The sequence below is a fragment of the Rhizobium sp. L51/94 genome (assembly GCF_019355555.1).
In the GTDB taxonomy this organism is placed as follows: domain Bacteria; phylum Pseudomonadota; class Alphaproteobacteria; order Rhizobiales; family Rhizobiaceae; genus Rhizobium; species Rhizobium rhododendri.
Genome location: NZ_CP072141.1, coordinates 3,385,896 through 3,410,648, shown reverse-complemented (window position 1 = coordinate 3,410,648; position 24,753 = coordinate 3,385,896). Strand labels below are relative to the sequence as shown.

Here is a 24,753-nt window from a genome sequence, read left to right as displayed (position 1 = left end):
CTTGACTCTCATAGTCATGGTTTCCTAAAGACGCAATAGGATACTAACTGAGTCAAGTTTAAATTTTCAGGCAACGCATCTCATGGTCGTTGCCGCCCTGAACCGGTGCAGGAGAGCCCTATGCGCTTGAAGACGATCGTCTGTTTATTTGTCTGCAATGTTGTCGTCGCGGCAGCGGGGGGATCCGCCTCGGCCCAGCAACAGACACCGGTTGCTGCTCGCCTGAATGTCGAGCTCAATGCTCTTACGCCATCGGCAAAGGGATGCATGATGACCTTCGTCGCCGAGAACGACATGGCGACGCCGATTGCCAAGATCTCCTTCGAACTGGCATTTTTCAACGAAAAGAACGCCGTCGACAAAGTGACCGTGCTCGATTTCCGCGATTTGCCGGTGGGCAAGAAGCGGGTGCGGCAATTCGATATGCCGAACCTCAAATGCGAGGCGGTCACCCGGGTCATCGTCAACGACACGCCAGTTTGCGACGGGCCGGCCGCCGGAGAATGCAAGGCGGCGCTGACGACCCGGTCGCAGACGCCAATCCCCTTCGAGGGTTGAAATCCCGGGCGTCGGGGTAGATCCCGGCCGCCCGCCTATTCCCCGAGCGGCGGATGCAGCGCATGACCAGTCCAGCCAAGTCCCGATCCAGACCATTTGCCGGCATCGATCCGCGCATGGGAGCCGTTGTCAACGACAACACGCCGCCGATATTTCCGGCCCACGAGCTGTCGGGACTTGACGAATTCCCGCGTCCCCCGGCTGCCGAGGCAGTCGTCCACTATGCGCGCTTTACCCGCATCGCGTCCTATCCGGCGCATCCCGACGCGGCGGCGGAAGCAGGCACGGCAGCGCCGCCGATCGACCTGCTGCCGGACGCGCCAAGGACGGTCCGCGCGGGAACGAGGACGGCAGGTCTTGCGGCAAGCCTTTGCTCGCTGCTTTTTCACGTAGCGGTGTTTTCGGCGCTGATGACGGCCGTCGTGACGTTGCCGGAAGATCCTGTCGAGGATGCCGGCGACAGTGTCAGTGTCGTCATGCTTGGAAACGGCGACGCAGACCAACAGGCCTCGGGCGAAGAGAACAAGGAGCCTCCCAAGCCCGACGAAATCGTTGCCGAGGCCGTCCAGCCGAGCAAGACCGAAACGGCCGAAGTCACTCCGGTCGAGCCGCAGCCGAGCGAACCCGCACCCGCTGTCCAGCCATCCGAACCGGTGCCGGAAGCTATTCAGCCTGATCCGGTGCAGCCGACGCAGGCGTTGAGCCAGGTCTCTCCGGAGACTGTCGTTTCTCCCGAACCGGAGGTACTGGCGGCGCAAGTGCCGGCCGAACCCACCGTCGTCCAGCCGCAAGCGACCGAGATCCCACTCGAGGAAACGAAACCGCCGGCAGCACCTCCGACAGATGCGGCGAGTGCTCCTGTCCCGCCCGCGCCGCCAGCGGAGATCATTCCGCCGGAGGCGACGGTTAAGCCTATCGAGAAGCCGACGCCACCGCCGAAGGTACAGAAGCCGAAGGACGTGGTGAAGAAGCCGCCGCCGAAAGCTGCGAAGATGAAGTCTGGCTCGAAGGGGGAAAACGAGCAGGATACCAAGCGCGGCTCGTCGGAAGGCACCGAAACAGCCCGCTCCGACAGCAATTCGGCAGCAGTCGGCAATCGCCAGGGATCGGGCAGCGCCGCCGTGGCGAACTATCCCGGCAAGGTACAGTCGCGCATCCGCCGCTCGGTGCGCGTGCCCTCCGAGTACCGGCGCATGACCGCCGCGATGACCGTACGCGTCCGGCTGACGGTCGGCGCCAGCGGCGAACTGAGTGCCGTGTCGCTCGCACGCAGTTCCGGCGTCCCCGATCTGGATGCCGCCGTGCTCGACGGCGTTCGCCGTGCCGCACCGTTTCCGTCGCTGCCGCCGGAGTGGGGAAAGCCCAGCTGGACCTTCACCCAGGAGGTGCAGGTCACAGGCAATTAGGGGAGACAAATAAGATGAGTAAAATAATCAAGTTTATACTTTACTCGAATACTCCAGTTTAATAAGGTCGCTCTAGGCCCACCGAAATCGGGCCGGGATGAAACCAGAAAAACGGAGTGATGGCATGGCGCGCAAGGGCAAAAGGGATAACCGCGAGGTGGCGATCACCGAGGCTGCGCCAGTGGCTACGGGTAAATCCCGATTGGACGGCCGCAGCTTTCTCTATGTCGGCGGACGCGATTGCCAGGTTGCCCATCTTCGCCAGATCGCCAGCAATTTCGGCGCCGAACTGTTGCACCATGACGGCGGGCTGCGGGAAGCGGTCTCGCGCATCGACACCGCGCTGCAGTCGGTAGACTGCGTCTTCTGCCCTATCGACTGTATCAGCCACGATGCCTGCCTGAGGGTCAAGACCGGCTGCAAGCGCTACGGCAAGACCTTCATCCCCTTGCGCAACGGCAGCAAATCCAGCCTCGAGCGCGCCCTTCACACCATGAACGACCGGGTTACGACACAATGACCGATAGCTCCGACAGCGTGAATATGATCGGCCTCCACAGGCTGGCGCCGACTGGTGAGGGCGGCGCAGCAGTGCCTGAGATTTCTGCGCTGATGGCGCGGCGGGGTACAGCGGCCCATGCGCCTGATGTCATTGTCTTTCCACGTGAGGCCGCCCGTCCGCCGGGCGAGGTGCCAGTCGCAGCCTTCGGACGCGATGCCGCGACGGGGAGAAATGTGGTTGCCTTTGCCGCTGCATCGGGCAAACATCGGCGATATTCTTCCAAGGCTTGAAAGGCCCGTAGGGCTCGAAAGGGATTACCATGTATATCGCCATGAACCGCTTCAAGGTAGCCGTCGGCTCCGAGGCGGAATTCGAATCCATCTGGAGAAATCGCGATTCCAGCCTGCCGGAAGTTCCGGGCTTCGTCGAGTTCCGGCTGTTGCGCAGCAAGACAAACGAAGAAGAGGGCTACACCCTGTTTTCCTCGCACACGACCTGGGCCAACGAGGCTGATTTCATCAACTGGACCAAATCCGAGAGCTTTCGGAAGTCCCACCGCAATGCCGGCGATCACAAGGCGGTCTATATCGGCCATCCCGTGTTCGAGGGTTTTAACGTGGTCCTAGGCATCTGAGCCGTCTGGCTGATCTCAATCGGGCGTCGGTCTTGTCCGCAAGAAGGCGCCTGCTGCCACGACCAGCCACCCGCCCATCATGGCGAAGCCGCCGATGGGGGCCGCCATCGGAAACAGCCCGGTTCCCCTTGCGTAAAGAGCCAGCAGATCGGCTGTGAACAGCAGGGTGCCGAGCCCCATCATCAGGCCGCCAAGCGGCGCGGTGCGAAGGCTGCGATATCCGATGTAGAGCGCCAGCAGGGCCGGCGCGTGGGCGAGGCACATGGCCGATGCCGACGCCAGCAGGTGCGTATCGCCACCGGCATGCGCGGATGCTGCGGCCAGGGCAACGCCTGCGCAGCCGAAGATGCCGGACATAAGCAGAAGGGTTGGGCGGACATAGGCTTTCATCGGGCTGCTATTCCTTGTTCTGCATGTGGTGGGCAAGGCGCTCGACCGGTTCCCAGATGATGCCCCTGAGTTGCTCGCTGGCAATCGTCTCATCCAGTGCGCGGCGAAAACAGAGCAGCCATTCGTCGCGCTCAAGTGGTCCGATAGCTGCGGGCAAGTGGCGGCTGCGCAGGCGGGGATGGCCGCGCTTGTCTGTGTAGAGCGGAGGGCCGCCGAGATAGCCGGTCAGGTATTCGTAGAATTTCTCCCGGCTGCCGTCGAGGCTCGGCGGGTGGATGGCGCGGCAGCGGGCGGCCTCGGGAAGCGTATCCATCAGCGCATAGAAGCGATCGGTCAGCGCGTGCACCGTTGGCGCGCCACCGATGGCTTCATACAATGTGGTCGTCTCTTCGCTCACCGCCGGCTCCTGCTTTGCATCCTACATGCCGCGCGGTCGACAATCCCGCAAGCTTCGATGGCTGGCTGCGGCGTTTCGGCGCTGCGGTCAGGGTTTCCGCTCGAAGCCATCGCTTTCGCCCGGCACCAGCTCCAGCGGCCATATCGTGTTGCAGGCGCCTTTCGGATAGAAGGACGCGTAGGCGGGCATGGTGGCCAGCAGGGTCTCGGCCAGTTCGACACCGAGATCGCGCACCGACATGCGAAAGCAGGTCAGCGTTGGCTGCAGGAATTTTGCGCGGGGCTCCTCGCGAAAGCCGATGACGGCGAGGTCGCGGCCGGGAATGACGCCTGCCTCCGTCAGCCGGCGGTAAAGGCCGATCGCCATCAGTTCGTAGATGAGGATGATCGCCGTTGGCCGGTCGTCAAGCAACAGCATCTCGTGTGCCGCCTGGTAGCCGCCTTGCTCGCTGGATTTGACCCTGAAAACCAGCGACGGGTCATATGCGATGCCGTGGCGCTTCAGGGCATTCCGGTAGCCGTCGAGAAAGATGTAGCCGAGATTGACGTCGTTCGATGGGGCAGCGACGGCAATGCGGCGATGGCCCTTGGCGATCAGTCGGTCGACTGAGCTGTTTGCGACGCCGTCGAAATCGAGATCGACCCAGGAATATTCGCCGCCGGATTGGCTGCGGCCGAGCGTGACGAAAGGGATCTTGGTGCGTGACAGGAGGTCCAGACGATGGTCGATTCGCTGCGTGGCAGAGATGATCATGCCGTCGACGATGCCGCGGGCGACCATGCGCTGCAGGTATTCGGTCGGATCCTCTTCGCTCGGGCAGGGCAGCATGATAAGGTCGAGCTTGTGCCGCGACAGCACGCTCTGCAGCCCGCTGGTGAGGCCTAGGAAGAAGTTGTCACCGTTCTCGTTGGTTTCCTTGCTCGATTCCATCATCAGGCCGATGACGTTGGTCGTTCCCTGGCGCAAGCTTCTGCCGGATTGGTTGGCGACATAGCCGAGTTCGACGGCTGCTGCGAGCACACGCTGACGCGTCTCGGCATTGACATCGGCCTTGCCATTGAGGGCGCGTGAGACCGTGCCGATCGAAATATCGAGGTGTTTGGCGAGCTGTCGGATACCCTTCATCGGCGGCGTTTTTCCTTCGGTCGGCAAATTCCGTTTTTCCCTCTCTTGACACAGCAAAACATTTCTGACTAGTCTCGTAAACGTTTACGGAGCCATTGTCATGGGAGATGACGCGCTCCGGCGGAGGAAAAGATTTTGACATTCAATGCCATTTTGTGCGGGTGCGGAGCTATGTCCAAAGGCTGGTTGCGCGCCATCGCATCTGACCCGGCGGTAGCCGCTGCCATAAAAATTGTCGGCCTCGTCGATCTCAACCGCGAGACGGCTGAGAACCTTGCCAAGGAGTTCGGCCTCGAAGGTGCCGTCATAGGCTCCGATCTCGGTGATGTCATTGCCCGGACGAAGGCGGACATGGTGTTCGACGTCGTCATTCCGGCTGCGCGCTTCGGCGTCGTGTCGACGGCGCTGAAAGCCGGCTGCCATGTGCTCTCGGAAAAGCCGATGGCGACATCGCTAGCGGAAGGTGCGGCACTGATCGAACTGGCCGCGGAGACCGGCAAGGTGCACGCCATCATCCAGAACCGCCGCTATATCGCCGGCATCCGGCGCCTGCGGCGCTTTGTGGAAAGCGGTGCCATCGGCGAACTGACCGGCATACACTGCGATTTCTTCCTCGGGCCGCATTTCGGCGGTTTTCGCGATGAGATGGATCATGTGCTGCTGCTCGACATGGCGATCCATACCTTCGATGCGGCGCGCTTCGTTGCCGACCGCAAGCCGCTGGCCGTCTATTGCGTAGAGACGAACCCGAAAGGCTCATGGTACCGCGACGGTGCATCTGCCCACGCCATCTTCGAATTTTCGGACGACGTCACTTTCACCTATCGCGGCTCCTGGTGTGCCGAGGGGCGGCGGACGAGCTGGGAAAGCCAGTGGCGGCTGACGGGCTCGAAGGGCATGCTGACCTGGGATGGCGAGGACGCTTTCGAGGCGACGGTCGCCGGCAACGAGGAGGGGCTGCTGCATGGCTTTACCCCGATCGAGGTGCCGGGACCCGAGCATGAGGCGGAGACCCACGGTCATGCCAGCGTCATCGCCAGCTTCCTCGAGGCCGTAAAGACCGGGCGGCCCCCTGAGACGGTGAGCAGCGACAATATCCGCAGCCTTGCCATGGTGCTTGGCGCCATCGAGAGCGCCAGGTCCGGACAACGCATCGACATTTCAGCCTGAAGACCTTCAGTACAAGGACAGAGATCGTGAATAATCCAGCCAATTCCATCCGCATCGGCACCATGGTCAAGGCCTCCGACGAGGACGCTGCCGCGCGCATTTCCAAGATCGCCGATCTCGGTTTCGAAAGTTTCGAGCCGTTCTTCTGGCAGACGACAAACGGCCAGAACCTTGCCGAGCTCGGCAAACGCTGCATCGATGCCATCGGCAATCGCGATATCACCATGTCGACACTCGGCATGTTCGGCAATCCGCTTGAGGAAGGCGACATGGACCTGCAGACGCTGCAGGGCTGGAAGGATTGTATCGACAACGCCCATCATTTTGGCGCCACTTGCGTTGCCGGCTTTACCGGCCGCGTCCGCAACAAGCCGTTGACCGACAGCCTGCCGCGCTACAAGCAGATCTGGAGCGAGCTTGCCAAGCGCGCCGCCGACAAGGGCGTCAGGATCGCCTTCGAAAACTGCGCCATGGAAGGCAACTGGGCGACCGGCGACTGGAACATCGCCCACAATCCGGATGCCTGGGAGCTTATGTTCAACGAAACTCCGGATGACAACATCGGGCTGGAATGGGAACCCTGCCACCAGATGGTCTACCTGATCGAGCCGCTGCCGCAGATCCGCAAGTGGGCGTCGAAGATCTTTCATGTCCACGGCAAGGACGCGACGATCCGCTGGGATGTAATCAAGGAGCATGGCATTTTCGGTAAGGAAGAATTCGTCCTCATGCGCACGCCCGGTTTCGGCGACAGCAACTGGACCGACATCATCTCCGAGCTGCGGATGGCTGGCTGGTCCGGCTCGATCGACATCGAAGGCTGGCATGATCCGGTCTACCGCAACGAGTTGGAGATGACCGGTCAGGTCCACGGACTGAATTACCTGAAGAAGAGCCGCGGTGGCGATTTCGTCGCGATCGCCGCCTGAGTTTCGCAGGATACTGAAGACGTGCATAAGGCCGGCGGGAGGACGCCGGTCCAATGGATAACCAAGAAGGAGGAGAATTATGGGTATCCGTAAAATCATGTTGCTTGGCGTCCTGGCTCTGGCCAGCGTGTCCGCATTCGGACTTTCGGCGAGGGCAGAGGACACAGTCATCACCGTCTGGTCGCTGGACAAGGATGGGCAACCGGCCCCCGATCTTGCCAAGCGGTTCAATGCGCTCAACAACGGCATCAAGATCGAATATCGCGAAATCCAGTTCGACGACGTTGTCAGCGAGGCGATGCGCGCCTATTCGACCGGCAAGGCGCCGGACATCATCGCCATCGACAATCCGGACCATGCACTGTTCGCATCGCATGGCGCCTTTCTCGATCTCACCGACATGATTTCCAAGTCGACGGTGGTCAAGCCTGCCAATTACTTCCCCGGTCCGCTGAAGTCGGTGATGTGGGACGGCAAATACTACGGCGTTCCGAAGGCAACGAATACTATCGCGCTTTACTACAACAAGGACATGTTCAAGGCAGCCGGGCTCGATCCTGCCAAGCCGCCGCAGACCTGGGACGAGCTGGTTGCGGATGCAAAGAAGCTGACCGATCCGGCAAAGAACGTCTACGGCCTGGCGTTTTCAGCGAAGGCTGGTGAAGAGGGGACGTTCCAGTTCCTGCCCTGGGCACAGATGGGCGGCGCCACCTACGACCACATCAACACGGATGGCGCTGTAAAGGCACTGACCATCTGGAAGCAGATCATCGACGAAAAGCTTGCCTCGCGCGATTCGCTGACACGCGGGCAATGGGATTCGACCGCCACGTTCAACTCCGGCAATGCCGCCATGGTCATTTCCGGCCCGTGGGAAATCGATCGCATGTTGAAGGATGCCAAGTTCGACTGGGGCACCGCGCTCCTGCCGGTTCCTGAGGAAGGCGCACAACGCTCGTCGGCCATGGGCGACTATAACTGGGCGATTTTCTCGAAGAGCAAGCACCCGGAAGAAGCCTTCAAGGTGGTGGAATATTTCGTGTCCCAGGACCCGACGATGTTCAAGGATTTCGGCCAGTTGCCGGCCCGCTCCGACATCACCATCCCGCCGACCGGCAATGCTCTGAAAGACGCAGCTCTGAAGACCTTCGTCGAACAGCTGAAATATGCCAAGCCGCGTGGTCCGTCGCCACAATGGGCGAAGATCTCCAAGGCGATCCAGGATGCCATCCAGGCGGCGCTCACCGGCCAGATGTCGCCGAAGGACGCGCTCGACCAGGCTGCCCAGAAGATCAAGGCGCTCGGCTGATACCAGCACTCTAGCCGGATGGCGGTGCAGATCCGCCATCCCCACAGTTTCCTCCCGGAAGGGGCCGTCTCGTCGCCAATGTAGAGATGGCCCCATTTCGAGATTGCAAGGCAGCACCGCCGTGCTGACCCACAGGGAGACCATGCGCAAAATCCTATCCAGTCTCACCGACGGTCGCGGTTTCGACATCACGCTTGTCGTCTTTCCGCTGTCCTTCCTGTTCCTGCTGTCCGGACTGCCGCTCATCTACAATGTGCTGATGAGCTTCCAGCAGGTCGACATGTTCAGCATGGGCACCTTCATCAGGCCGTTTGCCGGTCTTCAGAACTATATCGACCTGTTCCAGCTGCCGCAGACGCGCAGCATCCTTTTCAACACGGCGATCTTCGTCGTAGCATCGATTGCCGGCCAGTTTGCCATTGGCTTTGGCCTCGCACTGTTCTTCTGGGTGAATTTTCCCGGCGCCTCCTGGCTGCGCGGGCTGTTCCTGGTGTCGTGGGTGATGCCCGGTCTTGTTGTCGGCGCTGTCTGGAACTGGATGCTGTCCGGCGACTTCGGCATCTTTAATTTCATGCTCCGCGAAACCGGCATCATCAGCAGCAACATCTTCTGGCGATCGGACCCGAATTTCTCGCTGTGGGCCGTCATTCTCGCCAACATCTGGCTGGGTGCCGCGTTCAATATGATCCTTCTCTCCGTCGGCCTTGCCGCTATTCCGAAGGATCTGTTCGAGGCGTCCGAACTCGATGGCGCCAATGTCTTCCAGCGCTTCTGGACGATTACGCTGCCGATGATGCGCTCGACCATCGGTGCCGTGGTCTCGCTGGGGCTGATCTTCACGCTGCAGCAATTCGACCTGTTTGCGGCGATTACCGACGGAGGGCCGAACAACTCGTCCAACGTCGCGCAGTTCTGGGCCTGGGACCTGTCGTTCCGCCAGTACGACTTCGCCAAGGGGGCTGCAATTTCGGTCATCATGCTGGTCTTCGTCATTGTCGCTTCGGTGATCTATGTCCGGTCAACACGCCATGAGGTGCGGGGATGAGTGACACTTTCCGCAACAGGCTGATGCTGTTTGCCGCCATCGTGCTTGCCGTCATCTACCTCTTTCCGCTCTACTGGATGTATGTGACCAGTCTGAAAAGCGGCTCGGCGATGTATGTCACGCCACCCAGCTTCTGGCCGCACGATCCCCAATGGAGCATCTATGGCGAGGTGTGGGCAAGCCGCAACATGGCGCGCTACCTCTGGAACTCGCTGGTCATCGCCGTCGGTGCCGTCGTGCTGATCTCGATATTCGGCTGCGGGTGCGCCTATGTGCTGGCGCGGTACCGCAACCGCTGGATCGATGTCGGGCTGTTTCTGATCCTGCTTTTGCAGGTGCTGCCGCCGTCGCTGATGATCACGCCGATATTTGTCGGCTTCTCGCAGATCGGACTGCTCGACTACCCGCGTCTGTCCGTCATCATCGCCATCGCCGCGAACAAGATGCCGTTCTTCGTGGTGCTCGTGCGCGCTACATTCATGAGCGTGCCGATGGAACTGGAGGAGGCTGCGCTGGTGGACGGCAATTCGCGCATCGGTGCCTTCTTCAACATCGTCCTGCCGCTGGCCCGCAACGGTATCCTCGTCAGCGCCATTCTCATCTTCATGCAGGCCTTCGGCGAGTTCGTCTATTCGAAGTCGATGATCCAGGCGGCGGACCTGCAGCCCGCCAGCGTCGGGCTCAACAGCTTCATGGGCCCCAACACCACCGACTGGAACAAGATCATGGCCTATTCGACGATCTATGTGACGCCCATCCTTGCCATCTTCGTTCTTCTGCAGCGACGCATCGTTTCCGGCCTCACATCGGGAGCCCTCAAATGACCCTTCAAATCGAACTCAGCGGCGTCAACAAGTACTACGGCGCCTTCCACGCGCTTAAGGATATCAATCTGGCCATCGAGGACGGCACTTTCGTCGCGCTGGTCGGGCCGTCCGGCTGCGGCAAGTCCACGCTTCTGCGGTCGCTGGCGGGGCTGGAGAAGATCTCTGCGGGCGACATGCGCATTGCCGGCGAACTGATGACCAACGTGCCGCCGCGCAAGCGCGACATTGCCATGGTGTTCCAGTCCTATGCGCTCTATCCCCACATGACGGTCGAGGAGAACCTCACTTACAGCCTTCGCATCCGTGGCGTGAAGAAAGCCGAGGCCCGCAAGGCCGCTGCCGATGTTGCAGCCACCACAGGGCTGACGCCGTTGATGAAACGCTACCCGCGCGAGCTCTCTGGCGGCCAGCGGCAGCGTGTTGCCATGAGCCGCGCCATCGTCCGCCATCCGAAGGCCTTCCTGTTCGACGAGCCGCTGTCGAACCTCGACGCGGCGTTGCGCGTCCACATGCGCAAGGAAATCCGTATGCTGCACGAGCGGCTCAAGGCGACCTTCGTCTACGTCACCCATGACCAGATCGAGGCAATGACGATGGCCGATCATGTCGTTGTCATGAAGGACGGCGTCATCGAGCAGCAGGGTGCGCCGCTCGATCTCTACGACCGGCCTGTCAATCGCTTCGTGGCAGGTTTCATCGGCTCACCGGCGATGAACTTCGTGCCGGCACGCGCCGCTGCCGATGGCCGGAGCGTGGTGCTCGATTTTGCAGAAGGTCAGCGGATGCTGCCGATCTCCGGCCAGTTGCAATCCGGCCAACCGGTGCTTGCCGGATTGCGTCCCGAACATCTCGTCACTGCGCCCGAAGGGCAGGGGACGTTCGATATCCGCATCGACACCGTCGAATCGACGGGGTCCTCGACGTTCCTGACGACAGTCACGGTCCCGGAACTGACTATCGTCGAGACCTCCCGTCGGGGCGTACGGCCGGGGGATCGCATCGGCCTGTCCATCGACCCATCGCAGGTGCATATTTTCGATGTCACGACGGAAAGGCGCATCGAGGTGGGGTCGGCCAGTTGACGGGTTTATACAATTGACAAAACCGTCTGGACGGTATGTCATGCGGAATGTCCGACGCACACCACAGAAAAAAGCAACCCGTGCTTATCCGCCAGCAACTGCTTGCGGTTGCCGCGCGTCTGGCGGCTGAGCGCGGCGTCGCCTCTGTGACGCTGGATGCCGTAGCGGCTGCGTCTGGGGTCAGCAAGGGCGGACTCCTGCATCACTTCCCGACCAAGGCCAGCTTGCTGGAGGCCATGCTCGACAGCCTGCTGGACCATCTGGATGCGGCCATCGATGGGCAAATGCGCAACGACCCAGTGCCTTATGGCCGTTTCACCCGTGGCTATCTGCGTGCGGTCGTCGATCTCAAAGAGCGTACCGACACCCCCGGGGACTGGGGGCAGGCGACGCTGACGCTGCTGACCGACCCGGCGCTGCGGCGGCGCTGGCGAGACTGGGTGGAAAAGCAGAGCGAGAATTTCGTCGGTACGGATTCGTCCGTCGATGCCCGGATCGTGCGGTTTGCCACAGACGGGATCTGGCTTGCCGAGGTTCTCGGCAGTGGCGATGCAACACCCGCATCCCGGCAGGCGCTCGTCGACCGGCTTGTCAGTCTCACGCACAAATAGAAAGAAGAAGGCCCGATGGCGAATGCATCCGTTTATGGCCTGCTGCTGGTCGCCATCGTGCTGGAGGTAATCGGCACGACCGCGCTGCAACTGTCGCAGCAGTTCACGCGACCCTGGCCGATCGTCGTCCTCGTCGCGTGCTACACAGCTTCGTTCTACTGCCTGTCGATCACGCTCAAGGCCATACCCGTCGGCGTTGCCTACGCGATCTGGAGCGCGCTCGGCATCGTGCTGATTTCGGTTGTCGGGCTGGTGTTCTTCCGTCAGCGCCTTGATCTGCCGGCCGTCATCGGGCTTGTGCTGATCATCGCCGGAGTGCTCGTCGTCAACCTGTTTTCCAAATCGATTTCGCATTGAGCGCAAGGCCTGGCGCCCTTTCTCAACTCGGATGGCCGCTCTATTTGCTTCAACATCATGCGAGCTGGCAGCGTGCCCCGAAAAAGGCGGGAATGCCGCAATACAACAGAGACTCACGGGAGAGATGCTATGGCAAAAACAATTCGAACAGTGGTTTGGGGCGAGAATATCCACGAGCAGACAAGCGACGTGGTTCGCAAGGTCTATCCGGAGGGCATGCACACAGCGATTGCCGCGGCGCTGAACAGCGATGTGCGCATCGAGGCAACGACTGCCACCCTGCAGGAGCCGGAACACGGATTGAGCGAAGCGCGGCTGCGCGATACCGATGTCCTCGTCTGGTGGGGCCATGCCGACCATGGGGCTGTCGATGATGCGGTCGTCGAGCGCGTCGCCAAGCGCGTCTGGGAGGGCATGGGGCTCATCGTCCTGCATTCAGGCCATTTCGCCAAGATCTTCAAGCGCATGATGGGCACGCCCTGTGCGTTGAAATGGCGCGAGGCCGGCGAGCGGGAGCGCGTCTGGGTCGTCAATCCGAGCCATCCCATCGCCGCCGGTCTGCCGGAGAATTTCGTGCTCGAAAACGAGGAGATGTACGGCGAGGCTTTCTCGGTGCCGGAACCCCTCGAAACGGTGTTCATTTCCTGGTTCCAGGGCGGCGAGGTCTTCCGGTCGGGCATGACCTGGAAGCGGGGCGCGGGAAACATCTTCTATTTCCGCCCGGGTCATGAGACCTATCCGACCTACTACGACCCGAATATCAAGACAGTGCTGATCAACGCCGTTGCCTGGGCTTATAATCCGCAGGCCGCATTGACCGGCATCCACGACGCGCCGAACGTTCCCGTCGAGCAGGCGCTGGAGCCGATCACGGAGCGTGGCCCGAAACTGCACCAGGCCGGCGAAGCCGGTTACCGCTGAGGTCGAATATGCGTCTCATCATCGTTGGCACCGGCGTCATGGGCAAGAACCAGCTCGATCATTTCGCGCGCATAGAAGGCGTGGAGGTGGTCGCGGCTGTCGACAGCGATGCCACCCGGCTTGCGACCTTTGCCGACCGGTTTAATATCAAGACCCGGTTCACGTCGTTGGACGAGGCGATCGCCTGGGGGAAATTCGACGCGGCGACGAACGTCACGCCGGATCGCATGCACCACCCGACGACGCTCGCCCTGCTGGCGGCCGGAAAGCATGTGCTTTGCGAAAAGCCGCTGGCCGAGAACTATGAAAAGGCGCTCGAGATGACGGAGGCGGCCGAACGAGCCGGCGTCATCAACATGGTCAACCTGACCTATCGTAACGTCGCGCCGCTGCAGCGGGCCCGCGAGATGGTGATCGCCGGCGAGATCGGCACAGTCAAGCACGTCGAGGCGTCCTACCTGCAGAGTTGGCTCGTTTCCAAGGCCTGGGGAGATTGGCGCAGCGAATCCACCTGGCTCTGGCGGCTATCGACTGGCCACGGGTCGAACGGCGTGCTGGGCGATATCGGCATCCACATTCTGGATTTTGCCGCCTATGGCGCCGCCACCGATATCGACCACGTGTTTGCACGACTGAAGACCTTCAATAAGGCGCCCGGTGGGCAGATTGGTGAATACCGGCTCGATGCCAATGACAGCTTTGCGATGTCGGTGGATTTTGCCAACGGCGCCCTTGGCGTCGTGCATGCGACGCGCTGGGCAACGGGGCATCTCAACGAACTGAAGTTGCGGGTCTATGGCGAGCGCGGCGGGCTAGAAGTCATCCACCGTCCGGACGGTTCGGAACTGCGCGCCTGCGTCGGAGACGATGTGGAAACGGCGGAGTGGAAAGTCATCGACGTACCCGCGGTGCCGACCAACTACCAGCGCTTTGCAGAGGCTGTGCGCACCGGCGTTCCCCAGGATCCGAATTTCCGCCATGCCGCCAATCTGCAGAAGGTTCTGGATCTGGCGCTTGTGACGGAACTCGAGCGCCGCGAACTGAAAGTCTGAGGCGATCAGAATGCGGTGATGCGTGCCGGGATCGCGGACTGCGATGCTTGCGCATCGTAGCCGATTGCATACATACTAGCCGCAAACCGAATGGCTCTATAAGCCCAACTCCGACGCTCGACGATCGTCTTTCCAGCAGAAATTGATAGATATGACCGATACCCTGACCAATTCCTCTTCCGTAGAGCCAAAGCCTTCCGACCAGACTTTCGCCACGACCGGCATCGCGCCGATGGAGCGCCCGGGAGCCATGACGCGCTTCTTCATGGGCATCGTTGCCTGGGCCGAACGGCTGAACCTGAAATATGCCAAGCTCGGCAATCCCCCCGTCTACGACAATGCGACCTTTCCCTGGGTCGCCGAGATCGAGAAGGACTGGCCGCTGATTCGCGCCGAACTCGACCGCGTGTTGCTACGCCAGAGCGAATTGCCGACCTTCCAGGAAATTTCCACGGATGTGAAGACGATCTCGACGGACAGCCACTGGAGGACATTCTTTCTCGCCGGCTTCGGGCTGAAATCCGAGCAGAACATTCAGGCCTGCCCGGATACTTGGCGGGTCGTGCAGAAAATTCCCGGCATGAAAACGGCGATGTTCTCGATCTTCGAGCCGGGCAAGCACCTGCCGGCCCATCGCGGCCCCTATAATGGCGTGTTGCGCCTTCATCTGGGGCTGATCGTGCCTGAACCGGCTGACAAGCTGGCGATCCGCGTCAAGGACCAGATTTGCCACTGGCAGGAAGGCAAGGTACTCATTTTCGACGACGCGTATGAGCACGAGGCCTGGAACCACACCGACAAGACCCGCGTCGTACTGTTCGTCGACTTCAACAAGCCTACCCGTTTCCCGGCCAATTTCATCAATTGGATGCTGATGAACCTGGCGATCTTCACCCCATTTATCCGCGAAGGTCTCGACAACCACAAGGAGTGGGAAAAGAAGTTCTACGCCCAGGCCGAGGCGTTGCGGAACCGCAAGACGGACTAGGTCAACCACAGGCAGTTGCAGTGAGGCCGGGATTGCAATGGCATTGCGATGCCCTCGGCCTAAACCGCGGCGACACCGCCATCGACAAAGAGTTCATGTCCAGCGACAAAGCTACTCTCGCTTGATGCCAGGAAAAGGACTGCGCGTGCCACCTCGTCCGGTTTTCCCAACCGCCCAAGGGGTACGCTTCTATTGAGCGCCTCTTCGACTTCCGGTTGCGTGTCAAGGTAGCTGCGTATGAGGCGTGTTTCTGTTCCACCAGGCGAGACGACGTTGACGCGGATGCCTCGCTCCTTAAGCTCATTCGTCCAGCTTCGAGCGAACGAGCGCACCGCTGCCTTGCTGGCGTTATAAAGAGACTGGCTTGGCAGGCCTTTACTGCCAGCAATGGAGCCGTTGAGGACGACGGCACTTCCTGCTGTCATCAGCGGAAGTGCTTTCTGCACTGTGAACACCATACCTTTCACATTGACGTTGAAGATCGAGTCGAAATGCGTTTCGTCGATCGCATCGAGCGGAACGACCTCGTAAATGCCCGCATTGGCGAACACGACATCGACCCTTTGGTGGTCGCTTTGGATCCGTTCGTAAAGCCGAACGACGTCGGCAGACTTGGTGACATCACCTTGCACGCCGACCGCCCCGTGGCCGATCTCATTCACGGCCTCGGCGAGTAGTTCTTGCCGGCGTCCTGTGATGTACACGTACGCACCTTCGATGGCGAAAAGTTTTGCCGTTGCGAGGCCGATGCCGTCGCTACCTCCCGTTATCACCACGATTTTGCTTTCGAAACGTTTTGTCATTTCTTATTTACCTTTTTTTGACAAGTGGAGGATTGCTCCACTTGTAATATGGAGGTATCCTCCACTTGGCAAGCGATCAAGGAAAATAAGTTGAATGATGAACCCGCCCTCCGGGCTGACGCGAAAAAAAACCGCGAACTTATCCTTTCTGCCGCAGAGGAGCTCTTTCTGGAAAAAGGAGCGGGTGTTCCGCTGGAGGAGGTTGCCAAGCGCGCAGGCGTCGGTATCGGCACGCTTTATCGTCGCTTTCCCACGCGTGAGGCACTTCTGGCCGCTACCAGCAACGAGCGTTTCTTGTCGCTGGCGGAGACCAGCCGTAAGCGCGACCCAGATCTAACTCCAGGCGATGCGGTGCGAGCTTATCTTGAAGATCTTGCCAGGAACACGAGCACGTATCAGAGCCTTGCTGTTTCGATCGGGACTGTTATCCAATGCGGGACGCCCGGATGTAATGCGATTACCGCGGAAGGGCGTCGGCTGCTGCAGCGTGGACAAGAAGCAGGCACCATCCGCCGCGATGTCACTTACGAGGATTTCATCTACATTGTAACTGCCATCTCCATTGCCATCGAAAATGACGATTCATCGAAATCGCGTATCGGCCATCTGGTGGACTTGTTCCTGAATGGCATAAGCGTAAGAGGTTCGGATTAGCCATCACCGGGACAACTGCATCTTCTCTTCGACGCGACAACTGCCGTCGCATGTAAGCAATTGCATTATCCTGCTGGCATCGGCGATTGAAAAATCGGCTTTGCATCGCCATCTCTGGTCAGAAGAAACCGTTGGAGGTTACAATGACGGAATACAGGAAAACGGCAGAAGCCGTGGCCAAGCTGACGCCGGAACAATACCGGGTGACGCAGCAAAGCGGAACAGAACGTCCGGGCAGCGGCCCCTTGCTGAACAACAAGGAGCCTGGGATCTACGTGGACATCGTATCCGGAGAACCGCTGTTTGCCTCGTCCGACAAATTCGATTCCCATTGCGGCTGGCCGAGCTTCACCAAGCCGATCGAGCCTGCCTATGTGAACGAGGTGCACGATTCGTCGCATGGCATGGTCCGCATCGAGGTGCGATCCAAGCATGGCGACAGCCATCTGGGCCACGTATTTCCCGATGGGCCGCAAGATCGCGGCGGTCTTCGCTATTGCATCAACTCCGCGTCGCTGCGCTTCATCCATCGTGACCAGATGGAGGCTGAAGGCTACGGCGCCTATATCAACCAGACGGAGGAAGTCCAATGACCGAACGTGCTGTTCTTGCCGGTGGCTGCTTCTGGGGCATGCAGGATCTGATCCGCAAGATGCCCGGCGTCGTCTCGACACGCGTCGGCTATTCCGGCGGCGAGGTGCGCAATGCGACCTACCGCAATCACGGGAACCATGCCGAGGCCATCGAGATCAACTTCGATCCTTCGAAAATCAGCTACCGCGATCTCCTGGAGTTTTTCTTCCAGATCCACGATCCGTCGACGCCGAACCGGCAGGGGAACGATGTCGGCTCAGGCTACCGGTCTGCGATATTCTATGTCAACGACGAGCAGAAGCGGATCGCCGAAGACACCATCGCCGATGTCGACGCGTCGAAGCTGTGGCCGGGCAAGGTCGTCACCGAAGTCTCGCCGGTCGGCGATTTCTGGGAGGCAGAGCCTGAGCACCAGGATTATCTGGAGCGGATCCCGAATGGCTATACCTGCCATTTCATCCGCCCGAACTGGAAGCTGCCGCGCCGGACGCAGGCCGCCTGAGCGAAGGGCTTATGTCAAAGGGCCCGCTGGCATCAGCCAGCGGGCCCTTTTTCTGTTTGATGCGCTCCTCAGGAGGCGTTTTCGGTCGATGGCCTGTCGAGCGTTTCGACCAGTGTCGAACTGGCCTTGTTCATGCCGCGGACATCGACGCTTGCTCCTTGCGCCCTGAAGCGGGCAACCACCCGGTCCAGCGCCGCGACGGCGGTAATGTCCCAGAAATGTGCGCGCGACACGTCGATGACGACCGACTTGCCGGCAAACTCCGCGACGTCGAATGCATCGACAAACAGGTCGGCCGAGGCGAAGAACACCTGTCCTGTCACTCGGAAGGTGGATTGACCGTCAACCGCCGCCGGTTCGAGTGTCACGTCCATCAGTCGCGCCACCTTGAAGGCGAAGAACACGCCGCTGAGGAGCACGCCGACCGCGACGCCCATCGCCAGGTTTGACGTAGCGACAGTCACCGCCACGGTTGCCAGCATCACTGTGCTCGACATTTTCGGATGGATGACGATGGCCCTGAGCGACGACCAGTCGAAGGTGTCGATCGAGACCATGACCATGATCGCCACCAAGGCGGCAACCGGTACCTGCGATACCCATGGCTTCAGGAGCACCATCAGGATGAGCAGGAATGCGCCCGCAAACAGCGTCGAGAGGCGACCGCGACCGCCGTATTTGATGTTGCTCACCGTCTGGCCGATCATGCCGCAGCCGGCAATGCCGCCAAAAAGGCTGGCAGCCGCGTTGGCCAGGCCGAGACCGGTGGCTTCGCGGTTCTTGGAACTCGGTGTATTGGTGAGGTCGTCGACGACGCTGGCGGTCATCATCGATTCCAGTAGCCCGACCATGGCAATGGCAAGCGCCGGGCCGGCGATGATGCCGAGGGTTTCGAGCGTCAACGGCACGGAAGGCCACGCAAAGATCGGCAGGCTGTCGGGCAGCCGTCCGAGATCGGCGACGGTCTTTACCGGCAGGTGCAGCATGACCGACGCGACTGTCAAAACGACGATGCAGATCAGCGGCGAGGGGATAGCCGTTGTTATCAGGGGCAGCAGGTAGATGAGCGCGAGGCCTGCGGCAAGTACTGCATAGGTAGCCCATCCGGCGCCGATGACCTGTGGCATCTGGGCCGAGAAGATCAGGATCGCAAGGGCGTTGACGAAGCCCGTCCGTACAGACTTCGAGACGAAGCGCATGAGCACGCCGAGGCGGAGAAGGCCGAAGAGGATCTGGATGACGCCGGCGAGCAGTCCGGCGGCAAGCAGGTAGGGAAGGCCGTGGCTGTGGACCAGCGGAGCTGCCACGAGGGCGACGGAGCCGGCCGCAGCCGAGATCATCGCGGGGCGGCCGCCTGTAAAGGCGATGACGATGCCGATGACGAAGGAAGCAAACAGGCCGACCTGCGGATCGACGCCGGCCGCGAAGGAAAAGGCGATGACTTCCGGGATGAGGGCGAAGGTGGCAACTGCACCGGCCAGCATTTCACGCGTGGGACGGGCAGACCAGTCCCGGCTGAAGGACGATAGGATCATGTGATGAATTCTCGCAAAGCATGGCGATCGCCGCTGAAATGCGGTCGTATCCTGGCATGCACATATTTGCGTGGTCCGGCGGATCGGCGGCCGGAATAGCCACCCGGATTTTCACCGGGTCCAGTCGAATAAGCTCTTATAGCCAGACTCGATATTGCGGCGCAACAGAAAATGGCACCGCTTGCAGTTTTGCAGTCGATGCCATTCAAACGTTCAAAATCGCTGCCGAGCCGTTGGTCCGGCTGGCCTGATACCTTACTGCGCGGTGAAGAACGTCAGCAGGACCGTGCCCTTGTCGCCGAGAAGGCAGACGAAGCGATCGGATTTTCCAGTCACGCCCTTGCGAGAGAGATAGGCCTCGCCGAGCACCACCGTTTTCACCGAAACATCCTCGACCTTGGTATCCGCGGCGCTGACGGCCAGGCTCTCCATGTCAAAAACGATGTCGGTGATGTCGGGCGATTTTGCCTGCAGAGCGATCAGGCCGGTGGCCTTGCATGCGGTCACTGCAGGATCTTCCTTGGTCTGGGCGAGCGCCGGTGTCACCAGAAAGGCAGCGGCGACGGTGGCGAGGATCAATGTCTTGTAGGTCATGGGATTAATCTTTCCGCTGCGTTTCAGGTGGGTCGGAAGACGCGAAAAGGGCCAGCGCGTGGCTGGCCCAATCCGGTTGTCGGCGATTATTTCTTGAACTTGGAGTAGTCGAGCTTCGGGGCCTTCGTCAGGTCTTCCTTGGAGGTGTCGACATAGGCCTTCCAGGTGCCGTTATCGTCGGCGAGGGCGACAGACGATGGGTCGAGCACGACATAGCTTTCGCCGAGGCCGAGGAAGCCGCCGACGCTGGCGACGATGCCGATGACGGACTTGCCGCCGCCGATGACGATGTCGGAGACTTCGCCGATCTTGTCATTCTGCTTGTTGTAGATGTCGACGCCGATCAGCTTCGAAGTGACGATGTCGGTGTCCTGAATGTTGACGTACTTCAGGGGGCCGCTAGCCATCTTGCCCATGGTGATGCCTGGGCCTGCCATCGTGGCATCTGCCCCGGTAGCTGCCGACGTCTGAGCAAAGGCTGCACCACCGATGAGTGTGAGCGTCAGACCGGCAACGAGCGAACGGAATTTCATAAAGGACTCCCTAGGATTATGTAGGCCGACGACGTGTCGGCCAGTGCGGATAAGAAATTCCTGAAGATGAATGTTGTTCCATAGGGCGTTGTTTTAAATCGCTTTCCTTCAATCCGCCGATAAGTGTCTAATATAAGGAGGCCACTCGCTGAGCCCTGATAATTGCAGGTCATGCGCTGATATCGGCTGGAACAAAATGGCGGGTGAACTGTTTGGGAGCGTTGCACAACACACGCTGTCAGGGATTGGAAATGACCGTACGATACAGGCTCGGCTGCGATTTGTCGTACGAGGTTCTCGAGCCGACGACGTTCATCTTCAATCTGGAAGTTGCGAGACTGATGCGTCATCAGCAGCTCACCGAACGTTTGATCATCACCCCTGATCTGAAGCGCCGGACCCATGTGGTTCCAGATATCAACAATCGCTATCTCAGCATCGACGCGTCGCCGGGTCCGCTCCACCTTTCATATGAGGCTGAGGTGACGCTCGATGTCTTCCGCGCCGACCCGGAGACCATCGACGAGACGCCGCTGTCCGAACTGCCGCTCGATATCGTGCCGTTCCTGCTGCCGTCGCGGTTCGTGCCCTCGGACCGGCTGGCTGCCTTCGCCAACCGAGAGTTTGGAGCGATGCCTGGTGGGCACAGACGTGTGACGGCGATCTGCAACTGGATCCATGAGAATATCGATTACCGCCGGGGTGCGTCGAACGAGCAGACGACGGCCGACGAAAGCCTGTTGTTGCGGGCCGGCGTGTGTCGCGATTTCGCGCATATCGGCATTGCCTTCTGCCGCGCTCTGAATATTCCGGCCCGCTTTGTGTCCTGCTACGCATACGGGCTCGAGCCTCGCGATTTCCATGCTGTTTTCGAAGCCTACATGGGTGGCCGATGGTGGCTGTTCGATGCCACCCGCCAGGCCAATCTCGATGGTTTGGTGCGGATCGGCGTCGGGCGTGACGCGGCTGAAATCGCCTTTGCGTCTCCCTTCGGCAAAATGGAGCCCGGCCCGGTGAAGATCACCATCGAGCACGCGGACGGGTCGGGCGAGAAGCCCGGGCGGACGACGGATGCGATCTCCACGGAAGAGCCGGCGCCGAACGCCGGCGCCCAGTGAGGCCAATAAAAATCGCCGCCGTCCTGGCGGCTGACAGAGGTATTCATGACAAGAACTGACACGGGCCAGGCGATGCAACGCCACGAGTTGGTCAGCCGGTTGCGCCGCGCCCACGGCATTGCACGGCTGATGGACAGCGCCATCCGCATACCGGGCACCGGCATAAGCTTCGGCGCCGACTCGGTGATGGGGCTTATCCCGGGCATCGGCGACGCCGGCGGTGCGCTGATCGGCCTCGTTATCGTCAACGAGGCGAGACGGCTGGGCGTTTCGAACCAGTTGCTGCTGAAGATGCTGGGGAATATCGGGCTCGATACTGTCGCCGGGAGTGTGCCGCTGATCGGCGATCTCTTCGACGTCTATTTCAAATCCAACCGGCGCAATGTCCAGCTCCTTCTGGAGCATTTCGAAGTGGAAGAACGAGAGCTCTTTGCCGGAAGGCGTTAGCAGCTCGGGCACTCCGGTTGCGGAGTGCCTGATTGCGCATCAGCTTCGCGGCTTTAGGTTGTCAGGATCGTAAAGCGGTTTGTAGCCGACGGCGACCACCTCGACCGGATAGGTCTCGCCAAAATACTCGACTATCAGTTTGCGACCCATCTCGGCATGGGACCATGGCAGATAGGCAAGCGCGACATTCTTGCCGATCGTCGGGCCGTAGGCGATGGAGGTGGTGAAGGAGCGTCGGCCGAGTTCGTCGACCAGCGTCTCGCCGGTTTCGGGATCCAGGACCGGCAGGATGCCAACGGGGTAGCGCCCCACGCCCTTGGCATCGATGTTGTCCGTCATCACGAGCGTGCAGAGCATGGCCGGCTGATGGTCTCTGGCCCGATATTCCAGATGCTTTGCCTTGCCGACGAAATCCGCTTCCTTGACCTTGGGACGAGCCAGATCTGCTTCCAGAAGATTGTACTCCGTCAGAAGATCGGCATTCTGCAGGCGCAGGCTTTTCTCCATCCGGCGGGAGTTGGCATAGGTCTCGACGCCGAACGCCATCACGCCCGTTGCGCGCAAGGCATCCCAGACGGCAAGGCCGTCGTCATAGGCCATGTGCAACTCCCAGCCCTGTTCGCCGACGTAGGAGATACGGAACGCCGTAACGTTTTTGCCGCCGATCTTCAGCGGCTTGATGGCTGCGAAGGGGAAGTTTTCAGGGGCGAGGGCGGCAGGGTCTTCGACCACCTTCTGCAGCGTCTCCCGAGCATTCGGTCCCCAGATGCCGATGGTGATGTATTTCTCGGTGACGTCGGTGATGGTGACATCGAAGCCTTTGTCCTCTGCGACGCGGCGCATGTAGTGGAAATCGCGCGGGCCAGCGTCGGCGCCGTCGATCATCCGGCAGCGATCAGCCATGCGGATCACCGTAAAGTCGGCGCGAACCATGCCTTCCTCGTCGAGGAAGTGGGTGTAGATGCCTTTGCCAATATTGCCGTCGCCGCCGATCTTGGCAGCGCAGAGCCATTCCATCAGTTCGACGTGATCCGGGCCTTCGATATCGAACATGGCGAAATGCGACAGGTTGACGATGCCGCAATCCTCGCTCATCGCCAGATGCTCGGCGTTGGAGACGCGCCAGAAATGGCGGTTGTCCCACTCGTTCTCGCGCACGGGTACGCGGTCGGCGTATTTTTCCAGCAGATGCTCGTTGGCGGCATAGCCATGGGCGCGCTCCCAGCCGCCCAGTTCCATGAAGTAGCCGCCCAGTTCCTTCTCGCGCTCCCAGAACGGCGAACGGCGGACATTGCGGCCCTTGGAGAAGGGCTCGCGCGGGTGGACGGCGGGATTGTAGACCTTGGTGGCGGTTTCCGAGCAGCGATCCCAGATCATCTGCTCTTCCATCTGGTGCGGATAGAAGCGCGAATAGTCGACGGCGTGATGGTCGATGGAGGTGCGTCCGTCAGTCATCCAGTCGGCGATCAGCTTGCCCATGCCAGGGCCGTCCTTGACCCAGATGGCGACGGCATACCAGAGACCGCGCACTTTCTGGCTCTCGCCCATGGACGGACCGCCATCGGATGTCACCTGCAGCAGGCCGTTGAACGAATGGCTTTCGTTGTAGCCGAGTTCGGCCAGGATCGGCGTCAGTTCCATGGCGCGTTCCAGCGGCGCCAGCACCTGCTCGAGGTCGAGATCGCGCTGTGACGGCGACTGGCGGGTCTGGTGCTTTTCGAGCAGCTCGCGGGGATGACAGAGGCGCGGATTGGTTTCCTCGTAGTAGCCCCACTCGATCTGGCCACCTTCGGCTGTCTTCGGGTCGCCAGTGTCGCGCATATAGGCGGAGTTGCCCTGGTCGCGCATCAGCGGCCAGCCGATCTCCTTGCCGGTGCCTGCGAACTCGGTGTAGGGGCCGAAGAAGGTCAGCGGATGGTCGATCGGCATGACCGGCAGGTCCTCGCCAACCATCTCGGCGATCAGGCGGCCCCAGATGCCGGCGCAAACGACGACGTAATCGGCCTCGACGGTGCCCCGGTCGGTGACGACGGCCTTGATCCGGCCATTCTCCACCACCAGCGAGCGCGCGGAAGTGTTGGCGAACACCTTTAGCTTGCCGGAGGCTTCGGCCTGATCGACCAGCTTGCCGGCAACGGTCTGCGAGCGCGGAATGACGAGGCCGGCATCCGGATCCCAAAGGCCACCCTGAACCAGATCTTCTTCGATCAGCGGAAATTTCGCCTTGATCTCGGCCGGGCCGATCAATTCGGCGCGGGTGCCGAAAGCCTTGCCCGAGGCGACCTTGCGCTTGATCTCGTCCATGCGGCTGTCGTCCCCGACACGCGCGACCTCGATGCCGCCAACGCGGGCGTAATGGCCCATCTTCTCGTAGAAATCGATGGAATAGAGGGTTGTCCAGCAGGAGAGGAAATCATGGCTGGTGGCGTAGCAGAAGTCGGAGGCATGGGCGGTAGAGCCGATGTCTGTCGGCACGCCCGATTTGTCGATCCCGACGATATCGTCCCAACCGCGCTCAATCAGGTGGTGGACGATGGAGGCGCCGACGATGCCCCCCAGACCGATGATAACGACCTTCGCCTTGTTCGGGAACTCTGCCATGAATGCCACTCCGCTTCGTGTTGTGAGGCGACATTAGAACAAGCGGCGGGTCGACTGAAGCCTGTCTGC

Annotated in this window: 29 protein-coding genes and 1 other annotated feature; of the genes, 21 read left to right on the top strand and 8 right to left on the bottom strand. The window is 60.6% G+C overall.

The genetic code is table 11. From position 1 onward, the window contains the following. Positions 1 to 120 precede the first annotated feature (120 nt). The 5 genes from J5274_RS16605 to J5274_RS16585 all read left to right on the top strand — a co-directional run bounded on the left by J5274_RS16605 (position 121) and on the right by J5274_RS16585 (position 3,100). Positions 121 to 558: a hypothetical protein gene (locus J5274_RS16605; protein ID WP_142823464.1), complete on the top strand. Its 438-nt coding sequence runs from the start codon at positions 121 to 123 to the stop codon at positions 556 to 558. A gap of 62 nt (positions 559 to 620) precedes the next feature. Beyond that, complete coding sequence (locus J5274_RS16600) at positions 621 to 1,964, top strand: cell envelope integrity protein TolA (protein WP_142823463.1); 1,344 nt, start codon at positions 621 to 623, stop codon at positions 1,962 to 1,964. A gap of 124 nt (positions 1,965 to 2,088) precedes the next feature. Further along, complete coding sequence (locus tag J5274_RS16595; RefSeq protein WP_142823462.1) at positions 2,089 to 2,484, top strand: DUF2325 domain-containing protein; 396 nt, start codon at positions 2,089 to 2,091, stop codon at positions 2,482 to 2,484. Then, entirely contained in the window at positions 2,481 to 2,756 is a 276-nt protein-coding gene (locus tag J5274_RS16590) for a hypothetical protein (protein ID WP_142823461.1), read from the top strand. Before J5274_RS16595 ends, J5274_RS16590 begins: the two co-directional genes overlap by 4 nt. A 29-nt stretch (positions 2,757 to 2,785) precedes the next feature. Continuing rightward, positions 2,786 to 3,100, top strand: a complete 315-nt coding sequence (locus J5274_RS16585) for an antibiotic biosynthesis monooxygenase (protein WP_142823460.1) — start codon at positions 2,786 to 2,788, stop codon at positions 3,098 to 3,100. A 15-nt stretch (positions 3,101 to 3,115) separates the two neighbouring features. Here J5274_RS16585 and J5274_RS16580 read toward each other — a convergent pair whose 3' ends face one another. The 3 genes from J5274_RS16580 to J5274_RS16570 all read right to left on the bottom strand — a co-directional run bounded on the left by J5274_RS16580 (position 3,116) and on the right by J5274_RS16570 (position 5,012). After that, positions 3,116 to 3,490 carry a DUF423 domain-containing protein gene (locus J5274_RS16580; protein ID WP_142823459.1) on the bottom strand — a complete coding sequence of 125 codons (375 nt, stop codon included), beginning with the start codon at positions 3,488 to 3,490 and terminating at the stop codon, positions 3,116 to 3,118. 7 nt (positions 3,491 to 3,497) lie between these two features. Beyond that, the gene (locus tag J5274_RS16575) at positions 3,498 to 3,887 is read right to left on the bottom strand and encodes a group II truncated hemoglobin (RefSeq protein WP_142823458.1); all 390 of its coding nucleotides are present in this window, start codon (positions 3,885 to 3,887) and stop codon (positions 3,498 to 3,500) included. An 87-nt stretch (positions 3,888 to 3,974) separates the two neighbouring features. Beyond that, positions 3,975 to 5,012: a LacI family DNA-binding transcriptional regulator gene (locus tag J5274_RS16570; protein ID WP_142823457.1), complete on the bottom strand. Its 1,038-nt coding sequence runs from the start codon at positions 5,010 to 5,012 to the stop codon at positions 3,975 to 3,977. A gap of 135 nt (positions 5,013 to 5,147) precedes the next feature. Here J5274_RS16570 and J5274_RS16565 point away from each other — a divergent pair, with 135 nt between their 5' ends. The 11 genes from J5274_RS16565 to J5274_RS16515 all read left to right on the top strand — a co-directional run bounded on the left by J5274_RS16565 (position 5,148) and on the right by J5274_RS16515 (position 15,303). Beyond that, positions 5,148 to 6,182, top strand: a complete 1,035-nt coding sequence (locus tag J5274_RS16565; protein WP_142823456.1) for a Gfo/Idh/MocA family protein — start codon at positions 5,148 to 5,150, stop codon at positions 6,180 to 6,182. A gap of 26 nt (positions 6,183 to 6,208) precedes the next feature. Then, complete coding sequence (locus tag J5274_RS16560; RefSeq protein ID WP_142823455.1) at positions 6,209 to 7,111, top strand: sugar phosphate isomerase/epimerase; 903 nt, start codon at positions 6,209 to 6,211, stop codon at positions 7,109 to 7,111. A gap of 79 nt (positions 7,112 to 7,190) precedes the next feature. Continuing rightward, positions 7,191 to 8,420 carry a sugar ABC transporter substrate-binding protein gene (locus tag J5274_RS16555; RefSeq protein WP_142823454.1) on the top strand — a complete coding sequence of 410 codons (1,230 nt, stop codon included), beginning with the start codon at positions 7,191 to 7,193 and terminating at the stop codon, positions 8,418 to 8,420. Positions 8,421 to 8,562: 142 nt separating this feature from the next. Next, positions 8,563 to 9,465: a carbohydrate ABC transporter permease gene (locus J5274_RS16550; protein ID WP_142823453.1), complete on the top strand. Its 903-nt coding sequence runs from the start codon at positions 8,563 to 8,565 to the stop codon at positions 9,463 to 9,465. Continuing rightward, a complete protein-coding gene (locus J5274_RS16545; RefSeq protein WP_111222583.1) occupies positions 9,462 to 10,289 on the top strand; it encodes a carbohydrate ABC transporter permease in 828 nt (275 codons plus the stop codon). The genes J5274_RS16550 and J5274_RS16545 overlap by 4 nt, the downstream gene beginning before the upstream one ends. Continuing rightward, positions 10,286 to 11,374, top strand: coding sequence for an ABC transporter ATP-binding protein (locus J5274_RS16540; RefSeq protein ID WP_142823452.1), 1,089 nt, complete (start codon positions 10,286 to 10,288; stop codon positions 11,372 to 11,374). The genes J5274_RS16545 and J5274_RS16540 overlap by 4 nt, the downstream gene beginning before the upstream one ends. Positions 11,375 to 11,421: 47 nt before the next feature. Further along, positions 11,422 to 11,985 carry a TetR/AcrR family transcriptional regulator gene (locus J5274_RS16535; protein WP_142823451.1) on the top strand — a complete coding sequence of 188 codons (564 nt, stop codon included), beginning with the start codon at positions 11,422 to 11,424 and terminating at the stop codon, positions 11,983 to 11,985. 15 nt (positions 11,986 to 12,000) lie between these two features. Then, a complete protein-coding gene (locus J5274_RS16530) occupies positions 12,001 to 12,342 on the top strand; it encodes an SMR family transporter (protein WP_142823450.1) in 342 nt (113 codons plus the stop codon). 129 nt (positions 12,343 to 12,471) lie between these two features. Next, positions 12,472 to 13,263 carry a ThuA domain-containing protein gene (locus J5274_RS16525; protein WP_142823449.1) on the top strand — a complete coding sequence of 264 codons (792 nt, stop codon included), beginning with the start codon at positions 12,472 to 12,474 and terminating at the stop codon, positions 13,261 to 13,263. An 8-nt stretch (positions 13,264 to 13,271) separates the two neighbouring features. After that, positions 13,272 to 14,315 carry a Gfo/Idh/MocA family protein gene (locus tag J5274_RS16520; RefSeq protein ID WP_142823448.1) on the top strand — a complete coding sequence of 348 codons (1,044 nt, stop codon included), beginning with the start codon at positions 13,272 to 13,274 and terminating at the stop codon, positions 14,313 to 14,315. Between the two features lie 151 nt (positions 14,316 to 14,466). Beyond that, positions 14,467 to 15,303, top strand: a complete 837-nt coding sequence (locus J5274_RS16515) for an aspartyl/asparaginyl beta-hydroxylase domain-containing protein (RefSeq protein WP_142823447.1) — start codon at positions 14,467 to 14,469, stop codon at positions 15,301 to 15,303. Positions 15,304 to 15,362: 59 nt separating this feature from the next. Here J5274_RS16515 and J5274_RS16510 read toward each other — a convergent pair whose 3' ends face one another. Further along, on the bottom strand, positions 15,363 to 16,106 hold the full coding sequence (locus J5274_RS16510; RefSeq protein ID WP_142823446.1) for an SDR family NAD(P)-dependent oxidoreductase: 744 nt from the start codon (positions 16,104 to 16,106) through the stop codon (positions 15,363 to 15,365). A gap of 90 nt (positions 16,107 to 16,196) precedes the next feature. Here J5274_RS16510 and J5274_RS16505 point away from each other — a divergent pair, with 90 nt between their 5' ends. From J5274_RS16505 to msrA, 3 genes are all read left to right on the top strand, one after another. Further along, entirely contained in the window at positions 16,197 to 16,760 is a 564-nt protein-coding gene (locus J5274_RS16505; protein WP_142823445.1) for a TetR/AcrR family transcriptional regulator, read from the top strand. A 143-nt stretch (positions 16,761 to 16,903) separates the two neighbouring features. Next, positions 16,904 to 17,353 (top strand): peptide-methionine (R)-S-oxide reductase MsrB, encoded by a 450-nt coding sequence (msrB, locus tag J5274_RS16500; protein ID WP_142823444.1) that lies wholly within the window; start codon positions 16,904 to 16,906, stop codon positions 17,351 to 17,353. After that, a complete protein-coding gene (msrA, locus tag J5274_RS16495) occupies positions 17,350 to 17,856 on the top strand; it encodes a peptide-methionine (S)-S-oxide reductase MsrA (RefSeq protein ID WP_142823443.1) in 507 nt (168 codons plus the stop codon). Before msrB ends, msrA begins: the two co-directional genes overlap by 4 nt. Positions 17,857 to 17,924: 68 nt before the next feature. On the opposite strand, the gene J5274_RS16490 is transcribed toward msrA, so the two are convergent. From J5274_RS16490 to J5274_RS16480, 3 genes are all read right to left on the bottom strand, one after another. Beyond that, positions 17,925 to 19,391, bottom strand: a complete 1,467-nt coding sequence (locus J5274_RS16490) for a SulP family inorganic anion transporter (RefSeq protein WP_142823442.1) — start codon at positions 19,389 to 19,391, stop codon at positions 17,925 to 17,927. A gap of 69 nt (positions 19,392 to 19,460) precedes the next feature. Further along, positions 19,461 to 19,516, bottom strand: a sequence feature (sul1 is cis-regulatory element that is thought to sense ions involved in sulfur or methionine metabolism; They are found in Alphaproteobacteria). Positions 19,517 to 19,646: 130 nt separating this feature from the next. Next, entirely contained in the window at positions 19,647 to 19,985 is a 339-nt protein-coding gene (locus tag J5274_RS16485; protein WP_142823441.1) for a hypothetical protein, read from the bottom strand. Positions 19,986 to 20,071: 86 nt separating this feature from the next. After that, positions 20,072 to 20,518 carry a PRC-barrel domain-containing protein gene (locus tag J5274_RS16480; protein WP_142823440.1) on the bottom strand — a complete coding sequence of 149 codons (447 nt, stop codon included), beginning with the start codon at positions 20,516 to 20,518 and terminating at the stop codon, positions 20,072 to 20,074. Positions 20,519 to 20,769: 251 nt separating this feature from the next. Between J5274_RS16480 and J5274_RS16475 the strand changes: the two genes are divergently transcribed. Both J5274_RS16475 and J5274_RS16470 read left to right on the top strand, forming a co-directional pair. Then, positions 20,770 to 21,636, top strand: coding sequence for a transglutaminase family protein (locus J5274_RS16475; RefSeq protein WP_142823439.1), 867 nt, complete (start codon positions 20,770 to 20,772; stop codon positions 21,634 to 21,636). A 45-nt stretch (positions 21,637 to 21,681) separates the two neighbouring features. Beyond that, positions 21,682 to 22,083 carry a DUF4112 domain-containing protein gene (locus tag J5274_RS16470; RefSeq protein ID WP_224127772.1) on the top strand — a complete coding sequence of 134 codons (402 nt, stop codon included), beginning with the start codon at positions 21,682 to 21,684 and terminating at the stop codon, positions 22,081 to 22,083. A 39-nt stretch (positions 22,084 to 22,122) separates the two neighbouring features. Here the strand turns inward: J5274_RS16470 and J5274_RS16465 are convergent, their stop codons facing one another. Next, complete coding sequence (locus J5274_RS16465; protein ID WP_219274682.1) at positions 22,123 to 24,684, bottom strand: FAD-dependent oxidoreductase; 2,562 nt, start codon at positions 24,682 to 24,684, stop codon at positions 22,123 to 22,125. Between the last annotated feature and the right edge of the window lie 69 nt (positions 24,685 to 24,753).